Source organism: Pseudomonas sp. BB438, from assembly GCF_057180225.1.
Genome location: NZ_CM170001.1, coordinates 5655941 through 5682508, shown reverse-complemented (window position 1 = coordinate 5682508; position 26568 = coordinate 5655941). Strand labels below are relative to the sequence as shown.

General features: G+C 65.5%; 24 protein-coding genes. 15 read left to right on the top strand and 9 right to left on the bottom strand.

What is annotated here, in order from left to right:
- Positions 1 to 6: 6 nt before the first annotated feature.
- A complete protein-coding gene (gene betT, locus AC1ZV1_RS26225; protein ID WP_484294297.1) occupies positions 7 to 1965 on the bottom strand; it encodes a choline BCCT transporter BetT in 1959 nt (652 codons plus the stop codon).
- 774 nt (positions 1966 to 2739) lie between these two features.
- Here betT and AC1ZV1_RS26220 point away from each other — a divergent pair.
- Complete coding sequence (locus tag AC1ZV1_RS26220; protein WP_484294296.1) at positions 2740 to 3075, top strand: hypothetical protein; 336 nt, start codon at positions 2740 to 2742, stop codon at positions 3073 to 3075.
- Between the two features lie 70 nt (positions 3076 to 3145).
- Here the strand turns inward: AC1ZV1_RS26220 and AC1ZV1_RS26215 are convergent, their stop codons facing one another.
- The 3 genes from AC1ZV1_RS26215 to AC1ZV1_RS26205 form a co-directional block, all read right to left on the bottom strand.
- On the bottom strand, positions 3146 to 4105 hold the full coding sequence (locus AC1ZV1_RS26215) for a sigma 54-interacting transcriptional regulator (RefSeq protein WP_484294295.1): 960 nt from the start codon (positions 4103 to 4105) through the stop codon (positions 3146 to 3148).
- Positions 4106 to 4124: 19 nt separating this feature from the next.
- On the bottom strand, positions 4125 to 5315 hold the full coding sequence (locus tag AC1ZV1_RS26210) for a trans-sulfuration enzyme family protein (RefSeq protein ID WP_484294294.1): 1191 nt from the start codon (positions 5313 to 5315) through the stop codon (positions 4125 to 4127).
- A gap of 261 nt (positions 5316 to 5576) precedes the next feature.
- Positions 5577 to 6356: a MetQ/NlpA family ABC transporter substrate-binding protein gene (locus AC1ZV1_RS26205; protein WP_484294293.1), complete on the bottom strand. Its 780-nt coding sequence runs from the start codon at positions 6354 to 6356 to the stop codon at positions 5577 to 5579.
- A gap of 475 nt (positions 6357 to 6831) precedes the next feature.
- On the opposite strand from AC1ZV1_RS26205, the gene AC1ZV1_RS26200 reads away from it, so the two are divergent.
- Genes AC1ZV1_RS26200 through AC1ZV1_RS26190 form a run of 3 tightly spaced genes read left to right on the top strand, consistent with a single transcriptional unit; the run spans position 6832 to position 9443 of the window.
- Entirely contained in the window at positions 6832 to 8271 is a 1440-nt protein-coding gene (locus tag AC1ZV1_RS26200; protein WP_484294292.1) for a cytochrome ubiquinol oxidase subunit I, read from the top strand.
- A 3-nt stretch (positions 8272 to 8274) separates the two neighbouring features.
- Positions 8275 to 9282: a cytochrome d ubiquinol oxidase subunit II gene (cydB, locus tag AC1ZV1_RS26195; RefSeq protein ID WP_484294291.1), complete on the top strand. Its 1008-nt coding sequence runs from the start codon at positions 8275 to 8277 to the stop codon at positions 9280 to 9282.
- 11 nt (positions 9283 to 9293) lie between these two features.
- On the top strand, positions 9294 to 9443 hold the full coding sequence (locus tag AC1ZV1_RS26190; RefSeq protein ID WP_484294290.1) for a DUF2474 domain-containing protein: 150 nt from the start codon (positions 9294 to 9296) through the stop codon (positions 9441 to 9443).
- A gap of 123 nt (positions 9444 to 9566) precedes the next feature.
- On the opposite strand, the gene AC1ZV1_RS26185 is transcribed toward AC1ZV1_RS26190, so the two are convergent.
- Complete coding sequence (locus tag AC1ZV1_RS26185) at positions 9567 to 10778, bottom strand: MFS transporter (RefSeq protein ID WP_484294289.1); 1212 nt, start codon at positions 10776 to 10778, stop codon at positions 9567 to 9569.
- A gap of 320 nt (positions 10779 to 11098) precedes the next feature.
- On the opposite strand from AC1ZV1_RS26185, the gene AC1ZV1_RS26180 reads away from it, so the two are divergent.
- The 5 genes from AC1ZV1_RS26180 to AC1ZV1_RS26160 are packed head-to-tail and all read left to right on the top strand — an operon-like array spanning position 11099 to position 17214.
- Positions 11099 to 13930: a xanthine dehydrogenase family protein molybdopterin-binding subunit gene (locus tag AC1ZV1_RS26180; protein ID WP_484294288.1), complete on the top strand. Its 2832-nt coding sequence runs from the start codon at positions 11099 to 11101 to the stop codon at positions 13928 to 13930.
- Positions 13923 to 14462 (top strand): (2Fe-2S)-binding protein, encoded by a 540-nt coding sequence (locus AC1ZV1_RS26175; protein ID WP_192211216.1) that lies wholly within the window; start codon positions 13923 to 13925, stop codon positions 14460 to 14462. Before AC1ZV1_RS26180 ends, AC1ZV1_RS26175 begins: the two co-directional genes overlap by 8 nt.
- Before the next feature lie 2 nt (positions 14463 to 14464).
- Positions 14465 to 15676, top strand: a complete 1212-nt coding sequence (locus AC1ZV1_RS26170) for a c-type cytochrome (RefSeq protein ID WP_484294287.1) — start codon at positions 14465 to 14467, stop codon at positions 15674 to 15676.
- Between the two features lie 3 nt (positions 15677 to 15679).
- Positions 15680 to 16651 carry an XdhC family protein gene (locus AC1ZV1_RS26165; RefSeq protein WP_484294286.1) on the top strand — a complete coding sequence of 324 codons (972 nt, stop codon included), beginning with the start codon at positions 15680 to 15682 and terminating at the stop codon, positions 16649 to 16651.
- Positions 16648 to 17214 (top strand): nucleotidyltransferase family protein, encoded by a 567-nt coding sequence (locus AC1ZV1_RS26160; protein WP_484294285.1) that lies wholly within the window; start codon positions 16648 to 16650, stop codon positions 17212 to 17214. The genes AC1ZV1_RS26165 and AC1ZV1_RS26160 overlap by 4 nt, the downstream gene beginning before the upstream one ends.
- Before the next feature lie 99 nt (positions 17215 to 17313).
- Here AC1ZV1_RS26160 and AC1ZV1_RS26155 read toward each other — a convergent pair whose 3' ends face one another.
- Complete coding sequence (locus AC1ZV1_RS26155) at positions 17314 to 18177, bottom strand: alpha/beta fold hydrolase (RefSeq protein WP_484294284.1); 864 nt, start codon at positions 18175 to 18177, stop codon at positions 17314 to 17316.
- A 65-nt stretch (positions 18178 to 18242) separates the two neighbouring features.
- Positions 18243 to 19367 carry a methyltransferase gene (locus tag AC1ZV1_RS26150; RefSeq protein WP_484294283.1) on the bottom strand — a complete coding sequence of 375 codons (1125 nt, stop codon included), beginning with the start codon at positions 19365 to 19367 and terminating at the stop codon, positions 18243 to 18245.
- Positions 19368 to 19704: 337 nt separating this feature from the next.
- On the opposite strand from AC1ZV1_RS26150, the gene AC1ZV1_RS26145 reads away from it, so the two are divergent.
- The 3 genes from AC1ZV1_RS26145 (at position 19705) to AC1ZV1_RS26135 (ending at position 23374) form a co-directional block, all read left to right on the top strand.
- Positions 19705 to 20697: a TRAP transporter substrate-binding protein gene (locus AC1ZV1_RS26145; protein WP_484294282.1), complete on the top strand. Its 993-nt coding sequence runs from the start codon at positions 19705 to 19707 to the stop codon at positions 20695 to 20697.
- Positions 20698 to 20817: 120 nt separating this feature from the next.
- Positions 20818 to 21594 carry a ferredoxin--NADP reductase gene (locus tag AC1ZV1_RS26140; protein WP_484294281.1) on the top strand — a complete coding sequence of 259 codons (777 nt, stop codon included), beginning with the start codon at positions 20818 to 20820 and terminating at the stop codon, positions 21592 to 21594.
- 229 nt (positions 21595 to 21823) lie between these two features.
- Complete coding sequence (locus AC1ZV1_RS26135; RefSeq protein WP_484294280.1) at positions 21824 to 23374, top strand: TerC family protein; 1551 nt, start codon at positions 21824 to 21826, stop codon at positions 23372 to 23374.
- A 39-nt stretch (positions 23375 to 23413) separates the two neighbouring features.
- On the opposite strand, the gene mscL is transcribed toward AC1ZV1_RS26135, so the two are convergent.
- Complete coding sequence (mscL, locus tag AC1ZV1_RS26130; RefSeq protein WP_484294279.1) at positions 23414 to 23830, bottom strand: large-conductance mechanosensitive channel protein MscL; 417 nt, start codon at positions 23828 to 23830, stop codon at positions 23414 to 23416.
- Positions 23831 to 24000: 170 nt separating this feature from the next.
- Here mscL and AC1ZV1_RS26125 point away from each other — a divergent pair, with 170 nt between their 5' ends.
- The 3 genes from AC1ZV1_RS26125 (at position 24001) to radA (ending at position 26128) form a co-directional block, all read left to right on the top strand.
- Positions 24001 to 24243, top strand: a complete 243-nt coding sequence (locus AC1ZV1_RS26125) for an HP1242/YdcH family protein (RefSeq protein WP_484294278.1) — start codon at positions 24001 to 24003, stop codon at positions 24241 to 24243.
- 76 nt (positions 24244 to 24319) lie between these two features.
- The gene (locus AC1ZV1_RS26120) at positions 24320 to 24562 is read left to right on the top strand and encodes a hypothetical protein (protein ID WP_484294277.1); all 243 of its coding nucleotides are present in this window, start codon (positions 24320 to 24322) and stop codon (positions 24560 to 24562) included.
- A 186-nt stretch (positions 24563 to 24748) separates the two neighbouring features.
- The gene (gene radA / locus AC1ZV1_RS26115) at positions 24749 to 26128 is read left to right on the top strand and encodes a DNA repair protein RadA (RefSeq protein WP_037015294.1); all 1380 of its coding nucleotides are present in this window, start codon (positions 24749 to 24751) and stop codon (positions 26126 to 26128) included.
- Positions 26129 to 26192: 64 nt separating this feature from the next.
- Here radA and AC1ZV1_RS26110 read toward each other — a convergent pair whose 3' ends face one another.
- Positions 26193 to 26561 (bottom strand): PilZ domain-containing protein, encoded by a 369-nt coding sequence (locus tag AC1ZV1_RS26110; RefSeq protein ID WP_484294276.1) that lies wholly within the window; start codon positions 26559 to 26561, stop codon positions 26193 to 26195.
- Positions 26562 to 26568: the final 7 nt, after the last annotated feature.

Below are 26568 nucleotides of genomic sequence, written 5' to 3'. Positions count from 1 at the left end.
ACGGACTCAGCGCACCAGGTGCAGGAACTGGAGGTGCCGCTCGTACTGGTCGAGCATGTCGTTGATGATCTGCTCCTTGCTGTAGCCCATCAGGTCGTAGTCCTGGCTGCCTTCGGACAGGTGCACCTCGGCGCGGAAGTACCGGCGATTCTTCAGGTGCAGGCCGCCCATGCCGGCGCGGGCGAAGGACGGGGTGAAGTAGCCGCGCATCGACACCTGGTAGAGGAACGGATGCTGCGCGCCGTGGCCGATCTCCAGGCCGATCTCCAGGTTGCTCAGGTCCAGGTCGGAATCCACCTGCAGGCCCTTCTCGCGGAACACCTCGGACACCTCTGCGATCGCCGGGCTGACCACGTCGACCATGTAGCGGTACACCTCGTCGCGGGTGGGGAAATGCACCGCCTGGGAAATGCGCCGTTTCCAGCCGCCGGGCTTGGCCGAAGGCGGCGGCGCCAGCGAGTGAGTGCGTGCGCGCTGACGCTGGGATTCCAGGTAGAACGCCTTGTGCAGGCCCCACATCATCAGCAGCAGGATCAGCGAGAAGGGCAGCGAGGTCAGTACCACCGCTGACTTCAGCGCATCGATGCTGCCGGCGAACAGCAGGCCGCCGGTGACCAGCGCAGTGGCCACGCCCCAGAACACCCGCAGCCACTTCGGCCCGTCGTCGTCGGCGCTGCCGCCGTGGGCGGAGAGGGTGGAGAGCACCACGGTGCCGGAGTCCGCCGAGGTGACGAAGAACACGAAGCTGACCAGCACCGTCACCGCGATCACCACCCGACTGGCCGGGTAGTTCTGCAGCATCTGGTAGAGCGCCATGGACGGATCGGCGATGGCCACGCGGCCCAGTTCGCTGAAGCCATGGTTGAGCACCTGGTCCAGGGCGCTGTTACCGAAGATCGACATCCACGCCAGCGTGAAGCCCAGGGGGATGAACAGCACGCCGAAGACGAACTCGCGGATTGTCCGCCCGCGGGAAATACGTGCGATGAACAGGCCGACGAAGGGCGCCCAGGCGATCCACCAGGCCCAGTAGAACACCGTCCAGCCACCCAGCCAGTCGCTGCCATCCTTGCCGTAGGCGTAGAGGTCGAAGCTCTTGGTCGGCAGGGCGCCGAGGTAGTCGCCGATGTTCTGCACCAGGGTGTTGAGCAGGTGTTGCGTAGGGCCGGCGAACAGCACGAAGAGCAGCAGCGCGCAGGCCAGCAGCATGTTGATATCGGACAGCAGGCGGATGCCCTTGTCCACGCCGGACACGGCGACCAGGATGGCCGCGCCCATCATCAGCGCGATGAGCGTCATCTGCACCGGATGGCTGTGGGCGACGCCGAACAGGAAGTCCAGGCCGGCGTTGAGTTGGAGTACGCCGAAGCCCATGTCCGCGCCCAGGCCGAACACCGTGGCGATGATGCCGAAGCAGTCCACGGTGTAGCCGATCGGGCCGTTGATGCGCTTGCCGATCAGCGGGTACAGCGCCGAGCGCAGCGCCAGCGGCAGGTTGTGACGGTAGGCGAAGTAGGCCAGCGCCATCGCCACCAGGGCGAACACGCCCCAGCCATGCAGGCCCCAGTGCAGGAACAGCAGCTGCATGGCCTGGCGCGCCGCTTCCGGGGTGCCGGCTTCGCCTTGCGGCGGCTGGGCGAAGTGGGTCAGCGGCTCGGACACGCAGAAGAAGAACAGGGTGATGCTGATGCCGGCGGCGAACAGCATGCCGGCCCAGGACAGGTAGCTGAATTCCGGCTCGTCGTGGTCGGCACCGAGCTTGATCTTTCCGTAGCCGGAAAGCGCGGTGACCACCACGAAGATCAGGTACAGCGTCATCGCCAGCAGGTAGTACCAGCCGACGCTGTCGGCGGCCCAGGACTGTGCGGCGAGCAGCCACTCACCGGCCCGTTGGGGCTGGCTGATGACGATCAGGGCGAAGAGCAGGATCAGCGCGGCCGCACCGTAGAAGACCGGTGGGTTCATGCGCATGGACGGCGAGGGTGTTACGGACGGGGAGGATTGTGCAACGGACAAAACGGGCGGGGTCCCTCGAAATTTTCCTTGAACAAGCATTCAATGAAAACACGATTGAGCCCGAAAAGGCCAATCGGCGGGACCGGTGGTCCCGCCGCCGGCCCAGGTCGAGGGCCGAGCGAAGCGGGTACTGCTTTACTTGCGACGGTTCTTTTTCGCCTCACGGATCTCACGGCGTTCCGGGTCGGCCTTCGCGGGCGCGGTCAGGAAAGCGGTGGCGGCGAAGAAGTTAGCAAGAGCGGCAAAGCTGGTCACGATAGTCTCCAATGGCGCCGGGGAAAATGGGTCCCGACCGCCTGATAGCCATTTTCCCTGAAGATTGTGACGAAAAGAAGTGAATGGTCTTGATGAGCGGTATTGGTCTGGTCGATGAGACTGCTTTGTTTGATATCGCTGGTGAATAGCCCTGATTTTGACTTCTTGCTCAGGATTCCCTCCTGCCGACCTGCAGGTCGGCGAGGCCTTTCACTGCGACCATTCGTCGCCAAAGGTGAAACGGTTCAGCGCGGTTCCTGGCGTTGACGCGATAAACGGCTGTCAGGGACGTGAAACAGGCTCTCGCTTAGCACAATTCCCGGAGTAGAGCGGGTTTGAGCTTGAAAGCTTGAACGAGTGTGCAACTTTTCGTGAAAAACATGTGAAACGACTATGGCGATTGACTTGCTGATTCCGTTAGTCTCCCCCGGCAGGATAAAAAACCACCAATTCAGGGAGCATCTCGAGATGGACTTCAAACGTATCGCCGTTGCCACTGCACTCTTCGCTTCGCTGGCTGGCTGCCAGACCATGACCACCAACCAGGCCATCGTTCCGCTGCAAGCCGCCACCGCCCAGATGATCGGTCTGGCTTCCTCCGACGAGCTGGTCGTCAGCGACGTCAAGGCCGGTCAGCCGGACGCCCTGGGCGCCCAGGAACTCTCCTACGTCGCCACCACCACCAAAGGCCGCGTGTTCAACTGCACCTCGCGCATGATGCCGGGCCTGCTGACCGATCCGGCCAAGCTGACCAATCCGTCGTGCACGCCGGTGGTTGCTCACTCCAACACCGCTACCAAGTAAGACCCCACTTCGTAGCATGCCGTCGCCCGTGCGCGGCCCTTCGGGTCGCACTGGCGACTACAGCGCGGCATCAGCCGCGCTCGTGCTCCAGGCGTTGCAGCAGCGCACGCAGTTGCGCCTCGACGCCGGGCTGGCGCACCAGATGCTCCAGTGACGCTTCGTTCACCTCCGCTTCCCCGCCCGTTCTGGCCACGCTGCCCGGTCCCGTGACACCCCCTGAGAAGTTCAGGTGCTCCGGGCGAATCTCCTCGTCCGGACTGACCAGCAGGGCAAAGTGGATGACGTTCTCCAGCTCGCGGATGTTCCCCGGCCACGAATAGCCTTCCAGTGCTCGCTGGGTGTCGCTGGCGATCTCTGGCACCGGCAGTTCCAGGCGCTGCGCGTGCACGCCGAGGAAGTACTCGGCCAGCGGCTGGATATCGCCGATGCGTTCGCGCAGCGGCGGCAGCGTGAGGTTGCCGTCGTGCAGGTACTGCTGCAGGCCTTCGAGGAATTTCCCGGCCTTCACCGCTTGGCCCAGGTCGATACTGGTGGCAGCGACCAGGCGCACGTCCACCGGCACCGGCTCCCGCGCGCCGACACGCAGCACTTCGCGTTCCTGCAGTACGCGCAACAGTTTCTGCTGCAGCGACAGCGGCAAGTCGGCGATTTCGTCCAGGTACAGGGTGCCGCCGTTGGCCGAGCCGAACCAGCCGGCGCGGCTGCCCACCGGGCCGTTGTGCGCGCCCGGCGCGTAGCCGAACAGCTCGGCGTCGGCGTAGTTGCGGCTCAATGCGCTGCAGCTGACCGCGACGAACAGGCCCGGACGCTCGCTGGCGCGGTGGATGTGGCGGGCCAGCAGCTCCTTGCCGGTGCCGGTCTCGCCGTGGATCAGCACCGGCTGCGGCAACGGCGCCAGGCGCTCCACCTCGTCACGCACTTCGTGGGAGCGCGGGTCGAAGAACACCAGCGCCTTGGCGCGGATGCTCAGCGGGCTCTTGTCGGCGTCGGGGAAGGTCAGCAGCGGAAGCGGCGCGTGGGGTGCATTCATGGTCTTTCTCCTTCTGCTTCTACAGCGCGTCCAGCGCCTGCAGGAAGTCACGGACGATGTCCTCGCTGTCCTCGATGCCCACCGACACACGGATGGTGCCGTCGTGGATGTCCAGCGCGGTCAGGGCCTCGGCGGACAGCGCGCGGTGCGAGGTCTTGCCGGGGTGGGTGATGCTGCTGGCGACGCCGGCCAGCGACGGGGCGAAGGCGGCCAGTTGCAGTGCGCCGATCAATGTGTCGACCTGGTCGAGGCCGCCCTTGAGGGTGAAGCTCAACATGCCCGAATAGCCCTTGCGGAACAGCCGCTGCGCCAGCTCGAAGTCCGGGTGCGAGGACAGGCCGGGGTAGAACACGCGGGCGACCTGCGGATGCGCTTCGAGGGCTTCGGCCAGTGCCTGGGCGTTCTGCGAGTGGGCCTTCATGCGCAGGGCCAGGGTCTTCGCACCGCGAAAGTTGAGCCAGCTCTCGAACGGGCTGGCGCTGCCGCCGGCGTTGATCTGGAAGCGCCTTGCGGCGGCGATCCACTGCGCGTCGCCGACCAGCGCGCCGCCCATGGCGTCGCTGTGGCCATTGAGGTACTTGGTGGTGCTATGGATCACCAGGTCGGCGCCATCGCGCAGCGGCTGGTAGAGCACCGGCGAGAGGAAGGTGTTGTCCACCAGCAGCCGGAGGCCGCGGCGGTGGGCAAGCTCGGCCAGCGCAGGAATGTTGCTGATGCGCACCAGCGGGTTGGAGGCAGTCTCGGTGTAGATCAACCGGGTGCTCGGGGTGATTGCCGCTTCCACCGCGGCCAGGTCGTTGAGGTCGAGCAGAGTGGAGGCGATGCCGAAGCGCGTCAGCTCCTTCTCGATCAGGCTCTGGGTGGTGCCGTACAGCTCGCGGCTGGCGATCAGGTGATCGCCGGCGCTGAGCACACCCAGCAGTGCGGCGGAAATGGCGGCCATGCCGGAGGCGGAGAACAGCGCGTCCTCGCCACCTTCCAGCTCGCGCAGCAGCTCTTCCACGGCGCTGTGGTTGGGGTTGCCGATGCGCGTGTACATGTAGTTGTCGGGGTTGCCGGCGAGGAAGTCGTCGACCTGCTCCAGGGAGTCGTAGACGAACACCGAACTCTGGTAGATCGGCTGGCTCTTGGCGCGGGTGACCATGCGTCGGTCGGCATCGTGGCCGGCATGGACAGCGCGGGTGGAGGGGCCTTTGGCGTGGTCGCTCATGGCAAGTCCTTTGGAGAGAGCCCGTTTACGATCTGCTGCGCGTCGGCATCACAGCGTTAAAGACAGGCTCGGATTGCTCATTTACAACTCGTAAACTGCGCATCCTCGCCTGTTTTTGCCTTGTTCTGCTGTGGCTCGCGAGATCGTAAACACGCTCTAAGAAAAACGCCGGTGGAACCTGCCCACCGGCGTCGAAGCGGGTGCGCACAAGGCGCGCCCAGCGTGGGAGTCGTTGCGCCCGGCCAGCGGCCGGGCGACGGATCAGAAGGCGGGCACCACGGCGCCGTTGTACTTCTTCTCGATGAAGGCTTTGACGTCCGGGCTGGTCAGGGCGGCGGAGAGTTTCTTCAGGGCGTCGCTGTCCTTGTTGTCCGGACGCGCCACCAGGTAGTTCACGTAGGGCGAGTTGCGGTCTTCGAGGATCAGCGCGTCCTTCACCGGGTTGAGCTTGGCCTCCAGCGCGTAGTTGGTGTTGATCAGGTCCAGGTCGACCTGATCCAGCACGCGTGGCAGCAGGGCCGATTCCAGCTCCTTGAACTTCAGGTGCTTGGGGTTCTCGGCGATGTCTTTCGGGGTGGCCAGGGCGTTGCTCGGGTCCTTGAGCTTGATCACGCCGGCCTTCTGCAGCAGGAGCAGGGCGCGGCCGCTGTTGCTGCCTTCGTTGGGGATGGCGACGGTAGCGCCGTCAGGTAGCTGGTCGATGGACTTGTACTTTTTCGAGTAGCCGCCGAAGGGCTCGACGTGCACGCCGGTCACGGTGACCAGGTTGGTGCCCTTGCCCTTGTTGAAGTTGTCCAGGTACGGCTTGGTCTGGAAGTAGTTGGCGTCCAGGCGCTTCTCGGCGACCTGCACGTTGGGCTGCACGTAGTCGGTGAAGACCTTGATCTCCAGGTCCACGCCTTCCTTGGCCAGGGTCGGCTTGATCAGCTCGAGGATCTCGGCGTGGGGGATAGGGGTGGCGGCGACGACCAGCTTTTCGTTGGCGAAGGCGGACGTGGTGAAGGCAGTGGCGAGGGCGGTCAGAAGCAGCAGCTTTTTCATTGCAGTGTCCTTGTGGGGCAGATGACCGCTGACGTCCGGGCCGGCCGGGATGGGGCCTTCGTACGGGCGGTGGATTCTTTTTCCGCGGCTCACTCGGCAGCGGTTGCAGCGAAAGTTACCCGCTCCTTTTATTCCAATAAAATATTAATTTTTCATTTTCATATTCGATTTTGTTCATATGGTGAGGCGGTCCCGGCCTGAGACAAGCTGTCGCGCGACACCCCGTCGCGCGGCAAACCACCACTCCAGTCCGCGCCGGGTGGGCGCGTAAGATCAATACAGTTTCTTGAGCGGCGTCAATGCGGATGGTGGCCCATTCTGATTGAGCGGCGAAAAGAACCCGAACCGACGCCAGATCGGTGGCTCGAAACTGAGTCATGAGAGAGACAGACATCACGCAAGAACGCCCTGCGCATGCGCAAGGCAAGGTGCCTAGCCAGCCGTGTGGCGGGCGTCAGCCTGAAGAGGAATAGCCATGTTCGGATTAGAGGCGCTCGACCTGGCCCGGATCCAGTTCGCCTTTACCGTGTCGTTCCACATCATCTTCCCTGCCATCACCATTGGCCTCGCCAGCTACCTGGCGGTGCTCGAAGGCCTGTGGCTGAAGACCCATGAGGAGGTCTACCGCGACCTCTATCACTTCTGGTCGAAGATCTTCGCCGTCAACTTCGGCATGGGCGTGGTCTCCGGACTCGTCATGGCCTACCAGTTCGGCACCAACTGGAGCGCGTTCTCGGCCTTCGCCGGGAGCGTCACCGGCCCGCTGCTGACCTACGAGGTGCTCACGGCGTTCTTCCTGGAAGCCGGCTTCCTCGGCGTCATGCTCTTCGGCTGGCACCGCGTCGGCCCGGGCCTGCACTTCTTCGCCACGGTGATGGTGGCGATCGGCACGCTGATCTCCACCTTCTGGATCCTCGCCTCCAACAGCTGGATGCAGACGCCACAAGGCCATGAGATCGTCAACGGCGTGGTGGTCCCGGTGAACTGGCTGGCGATCATCTTCAACCCGTCCTTCCCCTATCGCCTGCTGCACATGGCGATCGCCTCGTTCGTCGCCACCGCCTTCTTCGTCGGCGCCTCGGCGGCCTGGCATCTGCTGCGCGGCCGCGACAACCCGGCGATCCGCAAGATGCTCTCGATGGCCATGTGGATGGCGCTGATCGTCGCGCCCATCCAGGCCATGGTGGGTGACGCTCACGGTCTGAACACGCTCAAGCACCAGCCGGCGAAGATCGCCGCCATCGAAGGCCACTGGGACAACAGCGAAGGCGGCCCGACCCCGCTGATCCTGGTCGGCTGGCCGGACATGGAGCGTGAGGAAACCCGCTTCAAGGTCGAGATCCCGGTACTCGGCAGCCTGATCCTGAACCACAGCCTGACCGAGCCGATCCCGGCGCTGAAAGACTTCCCCAAGGCCGACCGGCCCAACTCCACCGTCATCTTCTGGTCGTTCCGGATCATGGTCGGCCTGGGCCTGCTGATGATCCTGGTGGGCTTGTGGAGCGTCTGGCTGCGCTGGCGCAAGCGCCTGTTCGAGAACCGCGCCTTCCTCCATCTGGTGCTGTGGATGGGGCCGTCCGGCCTGATCGCAATTCTCGCCGGCTGGTTCACCACCGAGATTGGTCGCCAGCCCTGGGTCGTGTACGGGCTGATGCGTACCGCCGATGCCGTGTCCAACCACAGCGTCACGCAGATGAGCCTGACCCTGGTGATGTTCGTGCTGGTGTACTTCAGCCTGTTCGGCGTGGGCATCGGCTACATGATGCGCCTGGTGCGCAAGGGCCCGGTCACCCACGAAGGCCGCGAAACCAGCCACGGCGGCGCCGGGCAGAAACGTACTCCGGCACGGCCGCTGTCGGCGGCCGAAGAGGGCCTCGATGACGGCGACAGCGACAGCCTGGAAGGGAGGAACTGAGTCATGGGCATCGATCTTCCGCTGATCTGGGCGATCATCATCATCTTCGGGATCATGATGTACGTGGTGATGGACGGGTTCGACCTGGGCATCGGCATGCTCTATCCGTTCTTCAAGGACGAGGGCGACCGCGACGTGATGATGAACACCGTCGCGCCAGTCTGGGACGGCAACGAGACCTGGCTGGTACTGGGCGGCGCGGCATTGTTCGGCGCCTTCCCGGTGGCCTATTCGGCCGTGTTGTCGGCGCTTTACCTGCCGCTGATCCTGATGCTGGTGGGGCTGATCTTCCGCGGCGTGGCCTTCGAGTTCCGTTTCAAGGCGCGGGCCAACAAACGTCACTTGTGGGACAAGTCGTTCATCGTCGGCTCGCTGGTGGCGACCTTCTTCCAGGGCGTGGCGCTGGGCGCCTTCATCGAGGGCATCCCGGTGGAAAACCGCGCCTTCGCCGGCGGCGCGCTGGACTGGCTGGCGCCGTTCCCGTTGTTCTGTGGCCTCGGCCTGGTGGTCGCCTACAGCCTGCTGGGCTGCACCTGGCTGATCATGAAGACCGAAGGCCGCCTGCAGGAACGCATGCATGACCTGGCCAAGCCGCTGGCGCTGGTCCTGTTGGCGGTGATCGGTATCGTCAGCCTGTGGACCCCGCTGGCCCACGCCGAGATCGCTCAGCGCTGGTTCAGCCTGCCGAACCTGTTCTGGTTCCTGCCGGTGCCGCTGCTGGTGCTGCTGACCTTCTACAGCCTGCTGCGGTCGGTGGCGCGCAACGACCACGTGAAGCCGTTCCTGCTGACCCTGGCGCTGATCTTCCTGGGCTACAGCGGGCTGGGCATCAGTCTGTGGCCGAACATCATCCCGCCGTCGATGTCGATCTGGGACGCCGCGGCACCGCCGCAGAGCCTGGGCTTCATGCTGGTGGGCGCGCTGTTCATCATCCCGTTCATCCTCGTCTACACCGCGTGGAGCTACTACGTGTTCCGCGGCAAGGTGAAGCACGGCGACGGCTACCACTAGAGGTGCGGAGCATGACTCACGAAGCGCAGGAGAAGGCGCCGCTGCGCAAGCGACTGGGCTGGCTGGTGCTGATCTGGGTACTGAGCGTCGCCGGCCTCGGCGTGGCAGCCTGGCTGATGCGCCTGTTCATGAGTGCCGCCGGGCTGGGCACGCCGCACTAGTTTCCCCTATTCGATCCCATCCGGGCGCCGTTCGCGGCGCCCGTTCCCACATCCCTCGCCGGTGCTTCCAGCGGGGGATTTTTTTGTCCGGATTCGGGATTGTTTTTTGTAGCAGCGGGCCAGTCAGTGCAGCTTGTCGCGCCTGGCCAGGGACGGGAACAGCTTCATCCACACGCCGGTGACCACCAGCGTGCCGACCCCGCCGAGCACCACGGCAGGCACGGTGCCGAGCCAGTGGGCGGTGAGCCCGGACTCGAACTCGCCCAACTGGTTCGAGGCACCGATGAACAGGCCGTTCACCGCGCTGACCCGGCCACGCATCTCGTCCGGGGTTTCCAGCTGCACGAAGGCGCCGCGGATGACCATGCTGATCATGTCCGCCGCGCCCAGCACCACCAGCACCGCGAGGGAGAACCAGAACGAGGTCGACAGGCCGAAGGCGATGGTGGCCACGCCGAAGATGCCGACGGCGAGGAACATGATCCGCCCGACGTTGCGCTCGATGGGGAAGCGCGCCAGCCAGAACGACATCAGCAGCGCGCCCACCGCCGGGGCCGAGCGCAGCAGGCCCAGGCCCCAGGGGCCGGTCAGCAGGATGTCCTTGGCGAACACCGGCAGCAGTGCGGTGGCGCCGCCCAGCAGCACGGCGAACAGGTCCAGCGAGATGGCGCCGAAGATGTCCGGGCGACTGCGGATGAAGCGGATGCCGGCGAGCAGCGATTCCAGGGTCGCCTTGCCCTGGGCGGCGGGCGCCTGGCGTTTGGGCAGGGTGAGCACCAGGGTGCAGGCGATGAAGTACAGCACGGCGGTCGGCGTATAGACCCAGAAGGCGCCGAAGGCATAGAGGAAGCCACCGAAGGCCGGCGCCGCGATGGTCGCCGCCTGCATGGCCGAGGCGGACGCCGCCACGGCGCGGGGGAACAGCGCGGTGGGCACGATATTCGGCAGCAGCGCCTGGGTGGTCGGCATCTCGAAGGCTCGTGCGGTGCCGAGCAGGAAGGCCATCACGAAGATCATCTCGCGGGTCACGTTGTCGGTGCTGGCACCGATCACCAGCGCCACGGCGATCAGGCCCTGGCCGATCTGGCAGAGCGAGGCGATGCGCCGCCGGTCGTAGCGGTCGGCGACGTGGCCGGTGTGCAGCATGAACAGTACGCGCGGGGTGAACTCCACCAGTCCGACCAGGCCCAGGTCGAGCACGTTGTGGGTCAGCTCGTAGATGTGCCAGCCGATGGCCACGGTGATCATCTGGAAGGCGCTGGCGGTGCAGACGCGTGCCAGCCAGAAGGCAAGGAAGGGGCGGTGACGCAGCAAGGACGTGGCTTCGGCGGTCATGTTCGGCTGTTCGTTAGGGGGCTAAGCAAGGGTCGCGCAGCGTAGCACGGCGTAACACTTTTCCGCTTGTCGCCGGTGATTGGCGCTATTGGCGAATAGTCGATACCCCTCGACTAAAATTTTCATCTCCGCGACAAGCTGCCCGATTGACTTTGCTTCGCACTATTGAGGTGCGTTAAAGTTGACAGAAGAGTCAGGTTTTACTGCAGGATCCTTCCTCCGGCGCCACCTCCGAGACGCCCGCGATTCCGCGGCCTCCGAACTCTCTCCAGCACCGAAAAAACGACATGGGCGGGCCTTCACCGTCCAGAGGATGAACCATGTCCAACCGTGATATTTCCCGGCGCGCCTTCCTGCAAGGCGGGCTGATTGCCGGTGTCAGCGTGACCATGGCGCCGCTCGGCAGCCGGGCTTTCGCTGCCCTGATGGAAAACACCGTCACCGTCTCCCCCCAGCAGTGGATGGGCCATGACGGCAAGGCGCGTTTCCGTAATGACGCGCTGTCCAAGGTCTGCGGCAACAAGGTGTTCGCCCGCGACATCCGCTCCAGGGACATGCCCGGCTGGCCGCAGCAGCAGGGCCACGCCATGCTGCTCAAGACCATCAAGGCCGACCGCATCTTCGACGGTATCGACCTCGCCTGGCTGGGGGCCGACCTGCAGCCCGACCGCATCGTCACCGCCGAGGACCTGGAGAAGGACGGCATCGTCTTCCCCGAAGCCCACGCCCCGGACCCGCTGCTGCCGCGCGGCAAGGTGCCGATGTTCATCGGCCACCCGGTGGCCATCCTGATCTGGAACGACTTCGAGCGCTTTCGTCAGGCCAAGCTGAAGATGAAGTTCAACGACAAGGCGATCCGCTACGGCGCCCAGGCTCCGTTGTACCAGGGCGATCCCTACGGCAGCTTCCGCTACGTGCGTGTCGGCGGCGCGACCTCGGCCGATCCGGACGAGTTTTCCAGCCTCAAGGACTCGATCCTCTTCCCGATGATCCGAGAGCGCAAACCGGTGTGGAACCAGCAACCCAACCAGCACGGTGACCTCACGGAGCAGGGCCTGTTCTACGCGCAGAAGATCAAGGACCAGATCGACAACCCGCCGGAGAACTGGCTGGTCTTCGACGAGCGCTACAAGACCCCGTCCATCGAGCCGGCCGCCCTGGAGCCGGACAACGGCAACGGCTGGTACGACCCGGCGAGCAAGACCCTGCACTTCGTGGTGGCCACCCAGTGCCCCTTCGAGGCTGCCTACGAGACGGCGCACATGATCGCCCCGTCGCGCTTCGGCCTGGCCAAGCTGAACATGCACCCCGGCTACACCGTGGGTTACGGCTCCAAGGACCACAACATCTTCGTCTACTACGCGGCCCTGGCTGCGCTGTACGGCAACGGTGTGCCGGTGCGCCTGGCCAATGACCGCTACGAGCAGTTCCAGAGCGGCATCAAGCGCCACCCGTTCGACATTCGCTACCAACTGGCGGTGGACAAGAAGGACATGACCTTCAAGATCTTCCGCACCGAGATGAGCGTGGACGGCGGCGGCCGCATCAACTACAGCCCGTCCGTGGCCGCCGTGGGCGCCACCGCCGCGCAGTCGATCTACTACATGCCGCAGAACGACCTGCAGGTGACTGCCTACCACTCCCGCGCCGTCGAGGCCGGTTCCATGCGTGGTTACGGGACCCTGCAGAGCATGGCCGCCACCGAGATGATGGTGGACGAGATCGCCGGCCGCCTGGGCGTCGACGCCATCGAGCTGCGCCGGGTCAACGCGCTGAAATCGGGCATGAAGAACACCCAGGGCGCGATCCCCGCCGGTGCCCTGCGCCTGCACGAGATCCTCGACAAGGCCGCCGCCCACGAATGGTGGAAAACCCGCGACGCGCGCAAGAAAGAGATGGACGCCAAGGACCCGGACCACTGGTACGGCGTTGGCTTCGCCATCTGCCAGAAGGACTTCGGCACCGGCTCCGAAGCGCCCATGGCGAGCATCGAGTTCGATGCGCAGGGCAAGGTGCACATGCGCCATATCGGCATCGAGATCGGCACTGGCATGTCCACGTCCCAGGCACTGGTGGCGGCCGATTTCCTCGGCAAGCCGGCGGACGAGATGAAGACCGCCGAGACCGAGTGGCCGGAGCTTCAGCTGCTCAGCGGCGAAGACCCCTACACCATGAGCCAGCCCACCCAGGACGAGAAGCTGCGCAACCCGCGCTGGGTCGGCAAGTACGCTTCGGCATCGTCGGCGACCAACTCGGCCTACTACTTCAGCCACGCCACCCGTGAAGCGGCGCGCGTGCTGTTCAACCACGGCCTGTGGCCGGCGGCCCTGGAAATCTGGCGTCGTGGCCCGTTCAACGGTGCGGCCAACCCGCTGGTGGTGCGCCGCGAAGACGCCCACTGGGTCGATGGTAAGCTCACCGCCAACGGCCTGGAGCCGCTGTCGTTCGCCGAACTGGCCCAGGTCGCCCACGAGAAGGGCCTGGTCACCGGTGCCACCGTCCACGGCTTCAACCGCTGGAGCTGGGCGGAGTGCGACTTCGTCATCGACGGCGTGCGCGACCGCCTGCCGCTGGACGCCCTGGCCGTGAAATACGGTGACGGCGCGCCGGGTGTGAAGAAAGCGCAGATGAGCAGCGCCGGTTTCCACCTGCTGGATCGCCAGAACGTGGCCTATCCACCGGTGCAGCTGAACAACGCCGCCGTGACCTACTACAGCCCGGTGGCGACCATCGTCGAGCTGAAGGTGAACAAGGGCAACGGCGACGTCACCGTGCTCAACCACCACAGCTGGATCGAGTGCGGCCGCGTGCTGGTGCCGGAACTGGTGAAAGGCCAGATCGAGGGCGGCACCGCCATGGGCATCGGCCATGCGCTGCTGGAAGACATGCCGCTGTACGAGGGTGGCCCGGGCGAGGGCGACTGGAACTTCAACCGCTACCGTCTCCCGAAGGCGAAAGACGTGGCCGTCTGGCAGCAGAGCTCGGAAATCCTTCCGCCGCTCTCGCCCAGCGACCCGTCCAAGGGCATCGCCGAAGTGGTGATGATCCCGGTGGTTGGCGCCATCGGCAACGCCGTGGCCCACGCCATCGGCAAGCGCGTCCGCGACCTGCCCATCACCCCCGCTCGCATCAAGGAGGCCCTCCATGGCTAACCGTCCGCTCAACCTGACCTTGAATGGTCAAACCGTCGGTCCGGTCGAGGTTCCCGAGGACCTGCCGATGATCGACTACCTGCACGAATACCAGAACCTCACCGGTTCGCGCCTGGGCTGCGGCCAGGGCATCTGCCACGCCTGCGTGGTGATCGTCGACAATCCCGACGGCACCAGCGAGGAAGTGCGCACCTGCATCACCGGCGCGCACTACTTCGAAGGCAAGAAAGTGCGCACCATCGAGGGCCACGCCAAGCGCGAGGAAGACGGTTCGGTGAAGGAACTGAACCCGATCCAGCAGAAGTTCGTCGACCGCTTCGCCTTTCAGTGCAGCTACTGCGCACCGGGCTTCGTCAACGCCGCCACCGTGCTGGTGGAGAAGGCCCAGCGCCAGCCGCTGAAGAAGAGCGAACTGGAATCGACCATCGAGGCGAGCCTCGGCCACCACATCTGTCGCTGCACCGGGTACGTGCGTTACTACGACGCCACCCGCGAAGTGCTGACCGATCTCGGCCTGGTCAGGGAGGGCTAAGCATGCAGCGTATTCTTTCCGGCCTCGCGCTGGCTGCCAGCCTTGGCCTTGCGGTCAGCGCCCAGGCGGCCGACCAGGAGCTGATCAAGCGCGGCGAGTACGTCTCCCGCGCCGCCGACTGCATGGCCTGCCACACCGCGGAGGGCGGCGCGCCGTTCGCCGGCGGTCTGCCGATCCAGTCACCGTTCGGCACCATCTACGGCAGCAACATCACCCCGGACAAGGACTTCGGCATCGGCAACTACAGCGCCGATGAGTTCTTCGCCGCGCTCACCGAGGGCAAGCGCAAGGACGGCGCCAACCTCTACCCGGCGATGCCCTATACCTCGTACCACCTCATCAAGCGCGAGGACAGCGATGCCCTCTACGCCTACCTGATGAGCCAGACGCCGGTGCACCGCGCCGCGCCGGAAACCAGCCTGAGCTTCCCGTTCAATGTGCGCCTGGGCCTGAGCGGCTGGAACATGCTCTACGGCAAGAGCGTCCAACTGGAAAACACCGAGGGCAAGAGCGACGCCTACAAGCGCGGGCAGTACCTGGTGGAAGTGCTCGGCCACTGCGGCGAGTGCCACACCCCGCGCAACCAGATCGGTGCTCTGGAGCAGGACAAGCGCCTCACCGGCGGCCTGCTCAACGGCTACAGCGCGCCGAGCCTGCTGGCCCAGGATCTGGCCGAGCGTGGCTGGACCAGCGCCGACCTCACCGGCTTCCTCAAGCACGGCATGAGCCCCCAGGGCAGCATGTTCAACGAGATGTTCCCGGTAATGCACCTGAGCACCCAGCACCTGGGTGACGAGGACCTGGCCGCCATGTCCACCTACCTGCTCGGCGAACAGCCGCCGCAGGCCAAGGTCGTCAAGGCCGTCGCCGAGGACCAGCTCAGCGACAGCGCCAAGCGCGGCCGCCAGCAGTACCTCAACGTCTGCGCCGGCTGTCACGGCAACGACGGCGAGGGCAAGCCGCATATCGCCGTGGCCATGCAGGGCAACACCACCCTGCGCCTGGCCGACTCGCGCAACCTGGCCAAGGTCATCGTCGAGGGCATCCGCGAGCAGCAGTTCACCGGTTTCGAGCGCATGCAGCCGATGCCGGGCTTTGCCGACAAGCTCAATGACGCGCAGCTCACCGACCTGATCAACTACCTGCGCCAGGCCTGGGGTGGCTTGCCGGGCGACATGGGCGTACAACAGGTCGCTCAACTCAAGGCGGAGTGAGTCGTGCAGCATCTCGATCTGCAAGTAGTCCGGCAGGCGCTCCAGTGGTCCAACGCCGGCCAGCGCGTGTGGCTGTGCAGCGTGCTCTTCACTTACGGCTCGGCGCCCCGCGCGCCGGGCTCGCTGCTGGCGGTCAACGCCAGCGGCCAGTGGGTGGGCTCGCTGTCCGGCGGTTGCGTCGAGGATGACTTCCTCGAACGCGTCGCCGAGGGCGAATTCAGCGAGCCGGTCGTCGTCGTACGCTATGGCGACGGAAGCGATACCCGCAGCAACATCCGCCTGCCCTGTGGCGGCATCCTCGACGTGCTGGTGGAGAACCTCGCGCCCGATTGCGACGTACAGGCCCACCTGCGCGAACTGGAATCGGCGCTGCTTGGCCAGCGCCGCCTGCTGCGCGAAGTGAACCTTCAGGACGGCAGCCGCCGCCTGAGCGATGACCACGAGCACGGCCCGCGGGTCGAGCGTGAAGATCACCGCGTGCTGCTGCGCGTCGGTGCTGCGCAGCGCTTGCTGCTGGCGGGCTACTCCAGCGTCGCGCATTTCTGCGCGGAATTCGGCAAGGGCCTGGGCTTCGAGGTGATCCTCTGCGATCCCCGCGAAGAGGCGCTGGATGGCGTGGTGCTGGATGGCATCGAAATCCGTCGCGAGCTGCCGTCGATCTTCATCGCCAACGGGGGCTGCCATGCGGATACCGCTGTGGTCGCTCTGACGCACGACCCGAAGATCGACGACCTGGCGATGCTCGAAGCCGTGCGCACCGACGCCTTCTACATCGGCGTGATGGGCTCGCGCACCACCTCCGAGAAGCGCCGCGAGCGCCTGCACCGCGTCGGTGGACTGGGCGAGACCGAGCTGGCAAGGATCCACGCGCCCATCGGCCTCAACCTGGGCAGCAAGACCCCGGCGGAAATCGCCCTGGCCGTGCTCGCTGACATTCTGCGCACGCGCAGCGGCATCGCCCGCGAGGCGCTGTGACAGTCGTGGCGCTGGTCCTGGCCGCCGGCCAGGGGTCGCGCTTCGGCGCGGACAAGCGCCGCGCGAGCCTGCCGGATGGGCGCAGCCTGCTGGCGCACAGCGTCGAACGTGCGCTGGCGGTGTTCGATGAAGTCCGGGTAGTGCTGCGGGACGGCGAGCGTGCGGAGGAGTTCGGCCTGCCCGCCGGCTGCCGCGTTATCCACAGCCCGGAGGCGGCGCTCGGCATGGGGCACAGCCTGGCGGCCGGCGCGGCTTCGCTGATCGACTCTCCAGCGCAGGCGGTGGCTATCCTGCTGGGCGACATGCCGTGGATCGCTCCTGAGACCCTGCGTGCGCTGAGCGACGCAGCCAGCGCTTCGAGCATTCTTTTTCCGATTTTCGACGGCCAGCGCGGGCACCCCGTGCTGTTCGGCCGCGATTTCTGGCCGGCGCTGACACAACTCACCGGCGATGAAGGCGCACGCGCTGTTGTTCAGGCGAACCGCGATCTTTGCGTCACCCTGGAAGTCGCCGATGCGGGCGTGCTCCGTGATGTCGACACGCCGGACGCCTTGCGCTCCTGACCGGGTCCGCGAGCAAGCTCGCTCCTACAGGGGAAACGCCGGCGCCAAACTGTAGGAGCGAGCTTGCTCGCGAACCTCGGCGGCGCCGGATCATGCGGTTTAGCGCTGCGCCAGCCACTGCGCAATCCGCGGCCAGACTTCCAGACTGGCATTGCGCGACAGCAGCAGTCGGTTGTGGCTGTAATCCTCCCGCGCGCCGGTCGCCAGCCCGAACAGCTCCAGCTTCGCCTCTGCTCCGCCGAAAGCCTTCACCAGCGCCTCGCACCCCGCGACCGGGGCGATGAAGGTATCGCCACTGCCCGCCACACCGAGCACGGGCAGCTTGACGCCGCCCAGCGCGGCCAGATAGTCGAAGCCATCCAGCGAATCGAAACGCCGACGGAAGTTCCACTGGCACCACTGGCGCATCAGGCGTGCGCTCTCCGCCTCGGGCCCGACGCTTTTCGCCCGGCTGGGCGCGATGCGCCGCCAGCGCAGCATCCAGTCGAATGCCTGGAGCATCAGCCAGTGCTGCGGGCTGACGCCGGCTGCAGTCGCCTGCGAACCCATCAGCACCAGCGAGCGCAACCGCCGCTGCGCCAGTTCGGGATGGCGCGCCGCCCACATCGAGACGATCAGCCCGCCACCGGAGTGGCCGATCCAGTGCAGCGCGGTTTGTCCGGTGCGCTGGCTCACGGCATCGAGGATCGCCGGCACGTCCTGCTCGGCCACGTCGTCGAAGCTGTGGCGGAAATCGTTGCGCCCGCTGTCGCCGTGTCCGCGCCAGTCGAACAGCCAGCAGGCGAAGCCCTGGCTACCCAGGTAGTTGGCCAGCCCCAGGCAGCTGCGGTGGTTGGAGAAGGTGCCGTGGGTCAGCACCACCGGCACGCCGTCCGCCGGGCCTGCGCGGCGCAGGGCGAGATCGACGCCGTCGGCGGTGCGGATCAGTTCGGGCGGGAGGAGGGCGGTTTCTTGTGCGGTCATGGCGCGCGTCCGGGAGGGGGCGATCCATGCTGCTCCGGCGCGCCGGCCGGAGCAATCCCGGCAGCTTATTTGGTCGCTTTCAGCACCACGAATTTCGGATTTGCCGCCACTTGGTCGACACCACGGAACAGGCGCTTGAGCTTGGCGTGGTAGCCCAGGTGGCGGTTGCCGACGATCCACAGTTCGCCACCGGTGACCAGCGCGGCGCGGGCCTGCTGGAACATGCGCCAGGCGAGGACGTCGCCGATCACCTGCTGCTGGTGGAAGGGCGGGTTGCACAGGATCAGGTCGAGGGAGTCGGCGGGCTGGCTGGCGAGGCCGTCGTCGGGGTGGATGGTCACCGGGCGGTCGCCCAGGGCGGCCTGCCAGTTTTCCCGCGCGGACTGCACGGCCATGTACGACTCGTCGACCAGCGTCAGCTCGGCCTGCGGGTTGAGCAGGGCGAAGGCTATGCCGAGCACGCCGTTACCGCAGCCCAGGTCCGCCGCGCGCACGGCGTGATGCACTTGCGGCAGGTGCGGGAGGAACGCACGGGTGCCGATGTCCAGGCCTTCACGACAGAACACGTTGGCGTGGTTCAGCAGCGTCAGCGCGGGTTTGTCCAGGCGGTAGCGGCTGGGGTACGGAGAGGCGGTTGCGGGGCGTTCCTCGGCTGTCGCTACCAGCAGACGGGCTTTCTTCACAGCGAGCGAAGCCTGCATCGGGCCGATGTACTTTTCCAGCAGGTCGCCGGCGGCGCGGGGCAGGTGCTTGATCATGCCGGCGGCGACCACCTGGGCGCCGGGCGCGAGCTGGCCGTGCAGACGGATCAGCTGTTCCTCCAGCAGCGCGAGGGTCTTGGGTACGCGCACCAGCACGTGGTCGACCGGACCTTGCGGGATGTCGCTGGCGGGGACAAAGGTCAGTGGCGCGTCGCTCAGACCGTTGCGCTCGAGGTTGCGCTGCAGGGCGATGAAGCCCAGGTGCGAGTCGCCGCTGCTGGTCAGACGCACATGGGGCGCGAGGCTGGCCGCGAGGGCGCCGAAACTGTCATTGAGCACCAGCACGCGGCTGTCCGCGCCGACGCCTTGTTCGTGGAGATGCGTGAGCAGGTACTCGTCGGCCGCATCGAAGGCCAGCAGCGGGTCTTCGCGCTGTTCGGGGTGGCGGACCAGGTCGAGCTGGGCGAAGGGGCTGGCGAGGACGGGCATGGGGCTCTCGAAACGACGGAAATGACTGAGATAGAAGTGCTGCTTCGTTGGCAATGAGATACGGCTGATTGCAACGAGTTTGTCATCAAAATGAGACGTGGTTGACTCGCAACAGCTTGTGCGAGCCAGCGTTATACCGAAAAATTATGACCTATCCGCCCCGCCTTCGTCTGCGTGGCGGCTTCCCAATAATAACCGGGCGGTCCATGCGACCCGGTAGGGCCCGATCCCGGAGCAGCGCTCCGCCGACCGACGGCCACCCTTCCAAGTCTTCACGAATCCTCGACACGCGACAGTCGTTCGCGCGCCGGGCTATTGCCATTGCATAAGGATGTCGATGTACAAGTCGTTGCTCGGGGTGGCTCTGTCCGCCCTTTTCCTCGTGGCTCAACCGGCATTTGCCGACGAGCCGATCGTGATCAAGTTCTCCCACGTTGTCGCCGACGACACGCCCAAGGGCCGTGGCGCGCTGCTGTTCAAGAAGCTGGTGGAAGAGCGCCTGGGCGGCCAGGTGAAGGTCGAGGTGTTCCCCAACTCCACGCTGTTCGGCGATGCCGATGAACTGCAGGCGCTGCAGGACGGCAAGGTACAGATGCTGGCGCCATCGCTGTCGAAGTTCGAGGGCTACACCAAGCAGCTGGAAGTGTTCGACCTGCCGTTCCTGTTCGACGACCTGGAGGCGGTGAAGCGCTTCCAGAAGCGCGACAAGAGCCGCGAGCTGCTGCACTCCATGGCGCGTTCGGGGATCTACGGCCTGGCCTACTGGAACAATGGCATGAAGCAGCTTTCCGCCAACCGCGAGCTGCGTGCCCCGGCCGATGCCAAGGGCCTGGCCTTCCGTATCCAGCCGTCTTCGGTGATCACCGCGCAGTTCGGCCTGCTCGACGCCACCGCGGTGAAGATGCCCTTCGCCGAGACCCTCAAGGCGCTGCAGGATGGCAAGGTGCAGGGCACCGAGAACACCTGGTCGAACATCGGCAGCCAGAAGCTCGACAGCGCCCAGCCGTTCATCACCGAGACTAACCACGGTGTGCTCAGCTACATGGTGATCAGCAACCAGAAGTTCTGGAACAGCATGCCGTACCCGGTGCGCACCCAGCTGGAGAGCATCATCGAAGAAGTCACCGTCGAGGTGAACAAGGACGCCGAGGCGCTGAACCAGAAGGAGCGCGAGCACGTGGTCGCCAACGGCAAGACACGTATCGTCGCCCTGACCCCGGCCGAGCGCGAGGTGTGGCGCACCGCCATGGAGCCGCTGTGGAAGCAGTTCGAAGGCGAGATCGGCACCGACGTGATACGCGCCGCCCAGGTGGTGAACCGCAAGCACTGATCGGCAGAGACTGATCCAGAGCAGGCTTGTGGCGATCTCCCCGGATAGCCACAAGCCTTGCGGGTGTTTCTTGCGCCGGGAATACGGGAAAATGGGCCGTTCTTGAGAAAGGAGCGGACGATGACCGCCAGCGAAGAGAAGTTTACCCGCCAGACCCTGGTGGAGGTGCAGACGCTCACCCCGAGCCTGTTCACCCTGCGCACCACCCGCGACAGCGGCTACCGCTTCCGCGCCGGGCAGTTCGCCCGCCTGGGCGTGTACAAGCCCAGCGGCAGCATCGTCTGGCGCGCCTACTCGATGGTCTCGGCGCCCCATGACGAGTTCCTCGAGTTCTTCTCCATCGTCGTTCCCGGCGGTGAATTCACCAGCGAGCTCAGCCGCCTGCGCGTCGGCGACCAGTTGCTGGTGGATCGCCAGGCCTTCGGCTTCCTCACCCTCGACCGCTTCCCCGACGGCCGCGACCTCTGGTTGCTGGCCACCGGCACCGGGCTCGCGCCCTTCCTGTCGATCCTGCAGGACTTCGACGTATGGGAGCGTTTCGAGACCATCAAGCTGGTCTACAGCGCCCGCGAGGAAAAGGAGCTGGCCTACCGCGAGCTGATCGCCAGCCTGGGGTCGATGGAACACCTGGCCGAGCACTTCCACAAGCTGCAGTTCATCCCGGTGGTCACCCGCGAGCAGGTGCCCGGTTGCCTCAATGCGCGTATCACCACGCTGATCGAGAACGGCGAGCTGGAACGTGCCGCCGGTCTGGAACTCACGCCCGAACATTCGCGGGTGATGCTCTGTGGCAACCCGCAGATGATCGAGGACACCCGTGCCGTGCTGAAGGCCCGTGGCATGAGCCTGGCGCTGACGCGCAAGCCCGGCCAGATCGCCGTGGAAAACTATTGGTAAGCCCGGCTCGATAGATTTTGAAAAGATTGTCCCCTTAGGGCGTCGCGCCTTTGCCCTTAGGATGAGCGTCCGTTTCCCTTTTTTCGGACCTTATGGACAGTCAAAGTACAACGCCGGCCCCGGTTCCTACCTCAGTAGAGCCGGCGTTCGGCGAACCTCCCCCGGCACCCGCGTTCGCGGATAAGCCTTCCCAGCCTGCCCTGTTGCGCGCCCAGCGAGGTGGTTCGACATGGAATGGTTGATGGACCCCACGGCCTGGCTCGGCCTGCTCACCCTGATCCTGCTTGAGCTGGTGCTCGGCATCGATAACCTGGTCTTCATCGCAATCCTCGCGGACAAGCTGCCCCCGCACCTGCGCGACCGCGCGCGGCTGATCGGCCTGTCGCTGGCGCTGCTGATGCGCCTGGGCCTGCTGGCGAGCATTTCCTGGCTGGTCACGCTCACCGAGCCGTTGATCGACGTCTTCGGCAAGACCTTCTCCGGCCGCGACCTGATCATGCTGTTCGGTGGCCTGTTCCTGCTGTTCAAGGCGACGCTGGAGCTGCATGAACGCCTGGAAGGCCGCGTGCATACCTCCAACGGTAAGCGTGTCTACGCTGCCTTCTGGCCGGTGGTCGCGCAGATCGTGGTGCTGGACGCGGTGTTCTCTCTCGACGCGGTGATTACCGCCGTGGGCATGGTCGAGCAGCTGGAAGTGATGATGATCGCGGTCATCTTCTCCATCGGCCTGATGATGGTGGCCAGCAAACCGCTGACCCGCTTCGTCAACGAACACCCGACGGTGATCATGCTGTGCCTGGGCTTCCTGCTGATGATCGGCTTCAGCCTGACCGCCGAAGGCCTGGGCTTCCATATCCCGAAAGGCTACCTGTATGCCGCCATCGGCTTCAGCCTGCTGATCGAGATGGCCAACCAACTGGTGCGCTGGAAGCGCCAGAAGAGCCTGCGCGGCCAGCGTGGCCTGCGTCAGCGCACCGCTCACGCGGTGCTGCGCCTGATGGGCGGCAAGGTGGAGGCCGACGAGGTGGGCGAGGAAATCGCCGACCTGGTGGGCCCGGACGATGGCGGCGAAGCGCCGTTCCACCGCCGCGAGCGCGTAATGATCAGCGGCGTGCTGGGGTTGGCCGAGCGTCCGGTGAAGGCCGTGATGATCGACCGCCAGCGCGTGCACCGCGTGGACGTGGCCGACAACCCGGAGAACATCCGCCGTGCGCTGCTGGAGTCGCCATACTCGCGCCTGCTGGTGATCCGCGACGGAAACATCGACGAGCCGCTGGGCTACGTGCACAAGAAGGAGCTGTTCTCCGCCCTGCTGCAGGGCCGCGAGCTGGACATCCTGCCGCTGCTGCGCGAGCCGCTGAGCCTGCCGGACAGCAGCACGGTGCTGGGCGCGCTGGAGCAGATGCGCGAGGCCTCGACCCACCTGGCGTTCGTGGTCAACGAGTTCGGTGGCTTCGAGGGCATGCTGAGCATGACCGATGTACTGGAGGCCATTGCCGGTGAACTGCCGGACGCCAGCGAGGTGTCCGGTACGGACATCGAAGCCGAGGAGGGCGCCTACCGCGTGGACGGCGCCGTGACGCTGTCGGCGCTGGCCGAACGGGTCGGCTTCCATGCCCGCCCGACGGCGGAGTACCAGACCCTTGGCGGGCTGGCGCTCAAGCACCTTGGCCGATTGCCGGCCAAGGGTGACACGCTGGAACTGGGCGGCTGGCGCCTGGAGGTGACGGAGGTCAGCGAGCGGCGCATCGGCCGAGTGTTGCTGACGCCGCCGGCCTGACGCCAGAAGGGCCGGCGCCCGGACCGATCAGCGATCTGCTCAGGGAACGCGGTTGTTCTGCTGCTTGAGCAGGTCGCGGATTTCGGTCAAAAGGGTTTCTTCAGCGCTAGGTACCGGCGGGGCGCTGGGCTCCACGGCCTCTTCGCGCTTGAGCTTGTTGATGGCCTTCACGCCCATGAAGATGGCGAAGGCGACGATGAGGAAATCCAGGCAGGTCTGAATGAACTTGCCGTAGGCCAGGACCACCGCCGGTGTCTGGCCTTCAGCGGCCTTGAGCGTGATCGCCAGGTCGGAAAAGTCCACGCCACCGATCAGCAGGCCGATGGGCGGCATGATCACGTCGCCGACGAAGGACGAGACGATCTTGCCGAACGCGGCGCCGATGATGATACCCACGGCCATGTCGACCACGTTGCCCTTGACGGCGAAGGCCTTGAATTCGTTGAGCAGACTCATGCACAGACTCCTTGTTACGCAAGATAGAGGGGACAGGCGCAGTTTAGCGGCCCGTCGTCGTCTGAACACCCCGCAGTGGGGCAATTCCACTGGAATGACCGGCGGCGGTGGGCGGTGTCGCGGCGTGGTCTAGGCTTATCGGGCAATCCATCCATAGAAGGAGGCCCGCCATGCCGCTCGAGCATCATCCCCTGTCCCGCGAATTCCCCGACCAGAAGGCCCTGATGGCCCGGTTGCACGGGAAGGACGCGAACTTCACCCGCATGGCTGCCAGCTATGAGGAGCTGGACAGGAAGATCTACGACATCGAGGACGGCCGCCAGGCAATGGACGACCTCGCACTCAACTCCCTCAAACTGCAACGTGTGGCGCTGAAAGACGAGATTTCCGACCTGCTCAAGCGATCCGGTTGAGCTTGACCAGAGTCAAGGGTGTGGGGCGGAGCGAGGCGTAGGCTCCCGTCATCTCTTTCCAACCGGTGCCACCGCCATGCGTAAAGCCATTTCGTCCTTTGGCAAGTCCGTCACCACGCTCTCCAAACGAAACGCCGAAACCCTGCGCGCCCAGGAACGTCTGGTCCGTCTGAAGCTGCAGTACGAGCTGCTGGACCAGCGCATTGGTCGTGTGGAGGAGGGCCTCGAGCGCCCCGACTGCACCCTGGCTTCGCTGCTGATGCGCCGCGAGAGCCTCAAGCACGATATGGAAAGTCAGTACCGCCGCCTGGCGGGCTAAACACCTGTCCACAGCCTGCCGACCGTCGCTGAAATCGATCTCGGGATGTTCATGGGCGGTGTTTAAACACCGTTCCCTCGAACCATTTCGCTGTATGCTGCTCTCGCTCGCGGGACCGTAAATTGGTTCTGAAGCGCCTGGCCTGATTGGCTATGATGCGGACTTTGCATTCGACGGAAGTCCCTCATGGCCAAGGCCAAGCGCATGTACGGCTGCACCGAGTGCGGCGCCACCTACCCGAAATGGGCCGGCCAGTGCCCGGATTGCGGCGCCTGGAACACGCTGGTCGAGACCGTCATCGACACCACGCCCACCGGCGGTTCGGGCAGCAGCTCGTCCGGCCGTGGCGGCTGGGCAGGCCAGCAGGCCAACATCAAGACCCTCGCCGAAGTCAGCGTCGAGGAAATGCCACGCTTCTCCACCGCCTCGGCGGAACTGGACCGCGCTCTGGGCGGCGGCCTGGTCGACGGCTCGGTGGTGCTGATCGGCGGCGATCCCGGTATCGGCAAGTCCACCATCCTCCTGCAGACCCTCTGCAATATCGCCACGCGCCTTCCCGCGCTCTATGTCACCGGCGAGGAATCCCAGCAGCAGGTCGCCATGCGCGCCCGTCGCCTGGGCTTGCCCGAGGACAAGCTCAAGGTCATGACCGAGACCTGCATCGAGACCATCATCGCCACGGCGCGCCAGGAGCAGCCGAAGGTGATGGTGATTGACTCGATCCAGACCATCTTCACGGAACAACTGCAATCGGCCCCTGGCGGTGTCGCCCAGGTGCGCGAGAGCGCGGCGTTGCTGGTGCGTTTCGCCAAGCAGAGCGGCACGGCGATCTTCCTGGTCGGCCACGTCACCAAGGAAGGTTCGCTGGCCGGCCCGCGCGTGCTCGAGCACATGGTCGATACCGTGCTGTATTTCGAGGGCGAATCCGACGGCCGCCTGCGCCTGCTGCGGGCGGTGAAGAACCGCTTCGGCGCGGTGAACGAATTGGGCGTGTTCGCCATGACCGACCGCGGGCTGAAGGAGGTTTCCAACCCGTCGGCGATCTTCCTCACCCGCGCCCAGGAATCGGTGCCGGGCAGCGTGGTCATGGCCACCTGGGAAGGCTCGCGGCCGATGCTCGTAGAGGTGCAGGCGCTGGTGGACACCAGCCACCTGGCCAACCCGCGCCGCGTGACCCTGGGCCTGGACCAGAACCGACTGGCCATGCTGCTGGCGGTACTGCACCGCCACGGCGGCATCCCGACCTACGACCAGGATGTGTTCCTCAACGTCGTCGGTGGTGTGAAGGTTCTGGAAACGGCGTCCGACCTGGCGCTGATGGCGGCCGTGATGTCCAGCCTGCGCAACCGGCCGCTGGATCACCAGTTGCTGGTGTTCGGCGAGGTCGGCCTGTCCGGCGAGGTGCGCCCGGTGCCCAGCGGCCAGGAGCGTCTGAAGGAAGCGGCCAAGCACGGCTTCAAGCGCGCCATCGTGCCCAAGGGCAACGCGCCGAAGGAGTCGCCGCCGGGCCTTCAGGTCATCGCGGTAACGCGCCTGGAGCAGGCGCTGGATGCGTTGTTCGAATGAATCGCGCCCCTGCAGGCGCAGCTCATGCCCGCGGTCGCGCCCATGGGGCGTTCCTGCAGGGGGCTCAGTGTTCGCTGAGTAGGGTCAGTTCCCGCTCCAGCAGTGATTCGTCGCCCAGGTTCAGCTCCACCAGACGCCTCAGGTGACTGATGGAGTCCAGGTCGATGTGCCGGCAGTTGAAACCCAGCAAGCCTTCGCGCTCCCAGGCGAGGTCGGCCTCCATATAGACGTTGACGTCGAAGCCCAGGTAGATGCGTACCTGCACCGGCTCGCCAGCGGCGATGCTCCAGTGTTCCGGTCGCTGCACCAGCAGGCCCTGCAGGGACAGGTCCAGCAGCGTCACCTTCCAGCGCAGGTCGCCCTGGCTGATCTCCGTGCCGGCGTCGAAGGCGATGCGCTGGAAGCGCCGGCGCTCGTCGTGATCGTCAGTCATTGTCGTG

What these genes read in the sequence shown, in the direction of transcription:
- AC1ZV1_RS26220 (WP_484294296.1), top strand. Translation starts at nt 2,740, where the DNA reads ATGGACTTCAAACGTATCGCCGTTGCCACTGCACTCTTCGCTTCGCTG.
- AC1ZV1_RS26120 (WP_484294277.1), top strand. Translation starts at nt 24,320, where the DNA reads ATGCGTAAAGCCATTTCGTCCTTTGGCAAGTCCGTCACCACGCTCTCC.
- AC1ZV1_RS26210 (WP_484294294.1), bottom strand. Translation starts at nt 5,315, where the DNA reads ATGAGCGACCACGCCAAAGGCCCCTCCACCCGCGCTGTCCATGCCGGC.
- AC1ZV1_RS26150 (WP_484294283.1), bottom strand. Translation starts at nt 19,367, where the DNA reads ATGCCCGTCCTCGCCAGCCCCTTCGCCCAGCTCGACCTGGTCCGCCAC.
- AC1ZV1_RS26215 (WP_484294295.1), bottom strand. Translation starts at nt 4,105, where the DNA reads ATGAATGCACCCCACGCGCCGCTTCCGCTGCTGACCTTCCCCGACGCC.
- AC1ZV1_RS26110 (WP_484294276.1), bottom strand. Translation starts at nt 26,561, where the DNA reads ATGACTGACGATCACGACGAGCGCCGGCGCTTCCAGCGCATCGCCTTC.
- AC1ZV1_RS26125 (WP_484294278.1), top strand. Translation starts at nt 24,001, where the DNA reads ATGCCGCTCGAGCATCATCCCCTGTCCCGCGAATTCCCCGACCAGAAG.
- mscL (WP_484294279.1), bottom strand. Translation starts at nt 23,830, where the DNA reads ATGAGTCTGCTCAACGAATTCAAGGCCTTCGCCGTCAAGGGCAACGTG.
- AC1ZV1_RS26135 (WP_484294280.1), top strand. Translation starts at nt 21,824, where the DNA reads ATGGAATGGTTGATGGACCCCACGGCCTGGCTCGGCCTGCTCACCCTG.
- AC1ZV1_RS26205 (WP_484294293.1), bottom strand. Translation starts at nt 6,356, where the DNA reads ATGAAAAAGCTGCTGCTTCTGACCGCCCTCGCCACTGCCTTCACCACG.
- AC1ZV1_RS26185 (WP_484294289.1), bottom strand. Translation starts at nt 10,778, where the DNA reads ATGACCGCCGAAGCCACGTCCTTGCTGCGTCACCGCCCCTTCCTTGCC.
- AC1ZV1_RS26175 (WP_192211216.1), top strand. Translation starts at nt 13,923, where the DNA reads ATGGCTAACCGTCCGCTCAACCTGACCTTGAATGGTCAAACCGTCGGT.
- AC1ZV1_RS26145 (WP_484294282.1), top strand. Translation starts at nt 19,705, where the DNA reads ATGTACAAGTCGTTGCTCGGGGTGGCTCTGTCCGCCCTTTTCCTCGTG.
- AC1ZV1_RS26170 (WP_484294287.1), top strand. Translation starts at nt 14,465, where the DNA reads ATGCAGCGTATTCTTTCCGGCCTCGCGCTGGCTGCCAGCCTTGGCCTT.
- AC1ZV1_RS26155 (WP_484294284.1), bottom strand. Translation starts at nt 18,177, where the DNA reads ATGACCGCACAAGAAACCGCCCTCCTCCCGCCCGAACTGATCCGCACC.
- AC1ZV1_RS26140 (WP_484294281.1), top strand. Translation starts at nt 20,818, where the DNA reads ATGACCGCCAGCGAAGAGAAGTTTACCCGCCAGACCCTGGTGGAGGTG.
- radA (WP_037015294.1), top strand. Translation starts at nt 24,749, where the DNA reads ATGGCCAAGGCCAAGCGCATGTACGGCTGCACCGAGTGCGGCGCCACC.
- betT (WP_484294297.1), bottom strand. Translation starts at nt 1,965, where the DNA reads ATGAACCCACCGGTCTTCTACGGTGCGGCCGCGCTGATCCTGCTCTTC.
- AC1ZV1_RS26180 (WP_484294288.1), top strand. Translation starts at nt 11,099, where the DNA reads ATGTCCAACCGTGATATTTCCCGGCGCGCCTTCCTGCAAGGCGGGCTG.
- AC1ZV1_RS26200 (WP_484294292.1), top strand. Translation starts at nt 6,832, where the DNA reads ATGTTCGGATTAGAGGCGCTCGACCTGGCCCGGATCCAGTTCGCCTTT.
- AC1ZV1_RS26190 (WP_484294290.1), top strand. Translation starts at nt 9,294, where the DNA reads ATGACTCACGAAGCGCAGGAGAAGGCGCCGCTGCGCAAGCGACTGGGC.
- cydB (WP_484294291.1), top strand. Translation starts at nt 8,275, where the DNA reads ATGGGCATCGATCTTCCGCTGATCTGGGCGATCATCATCATCTTCGGG.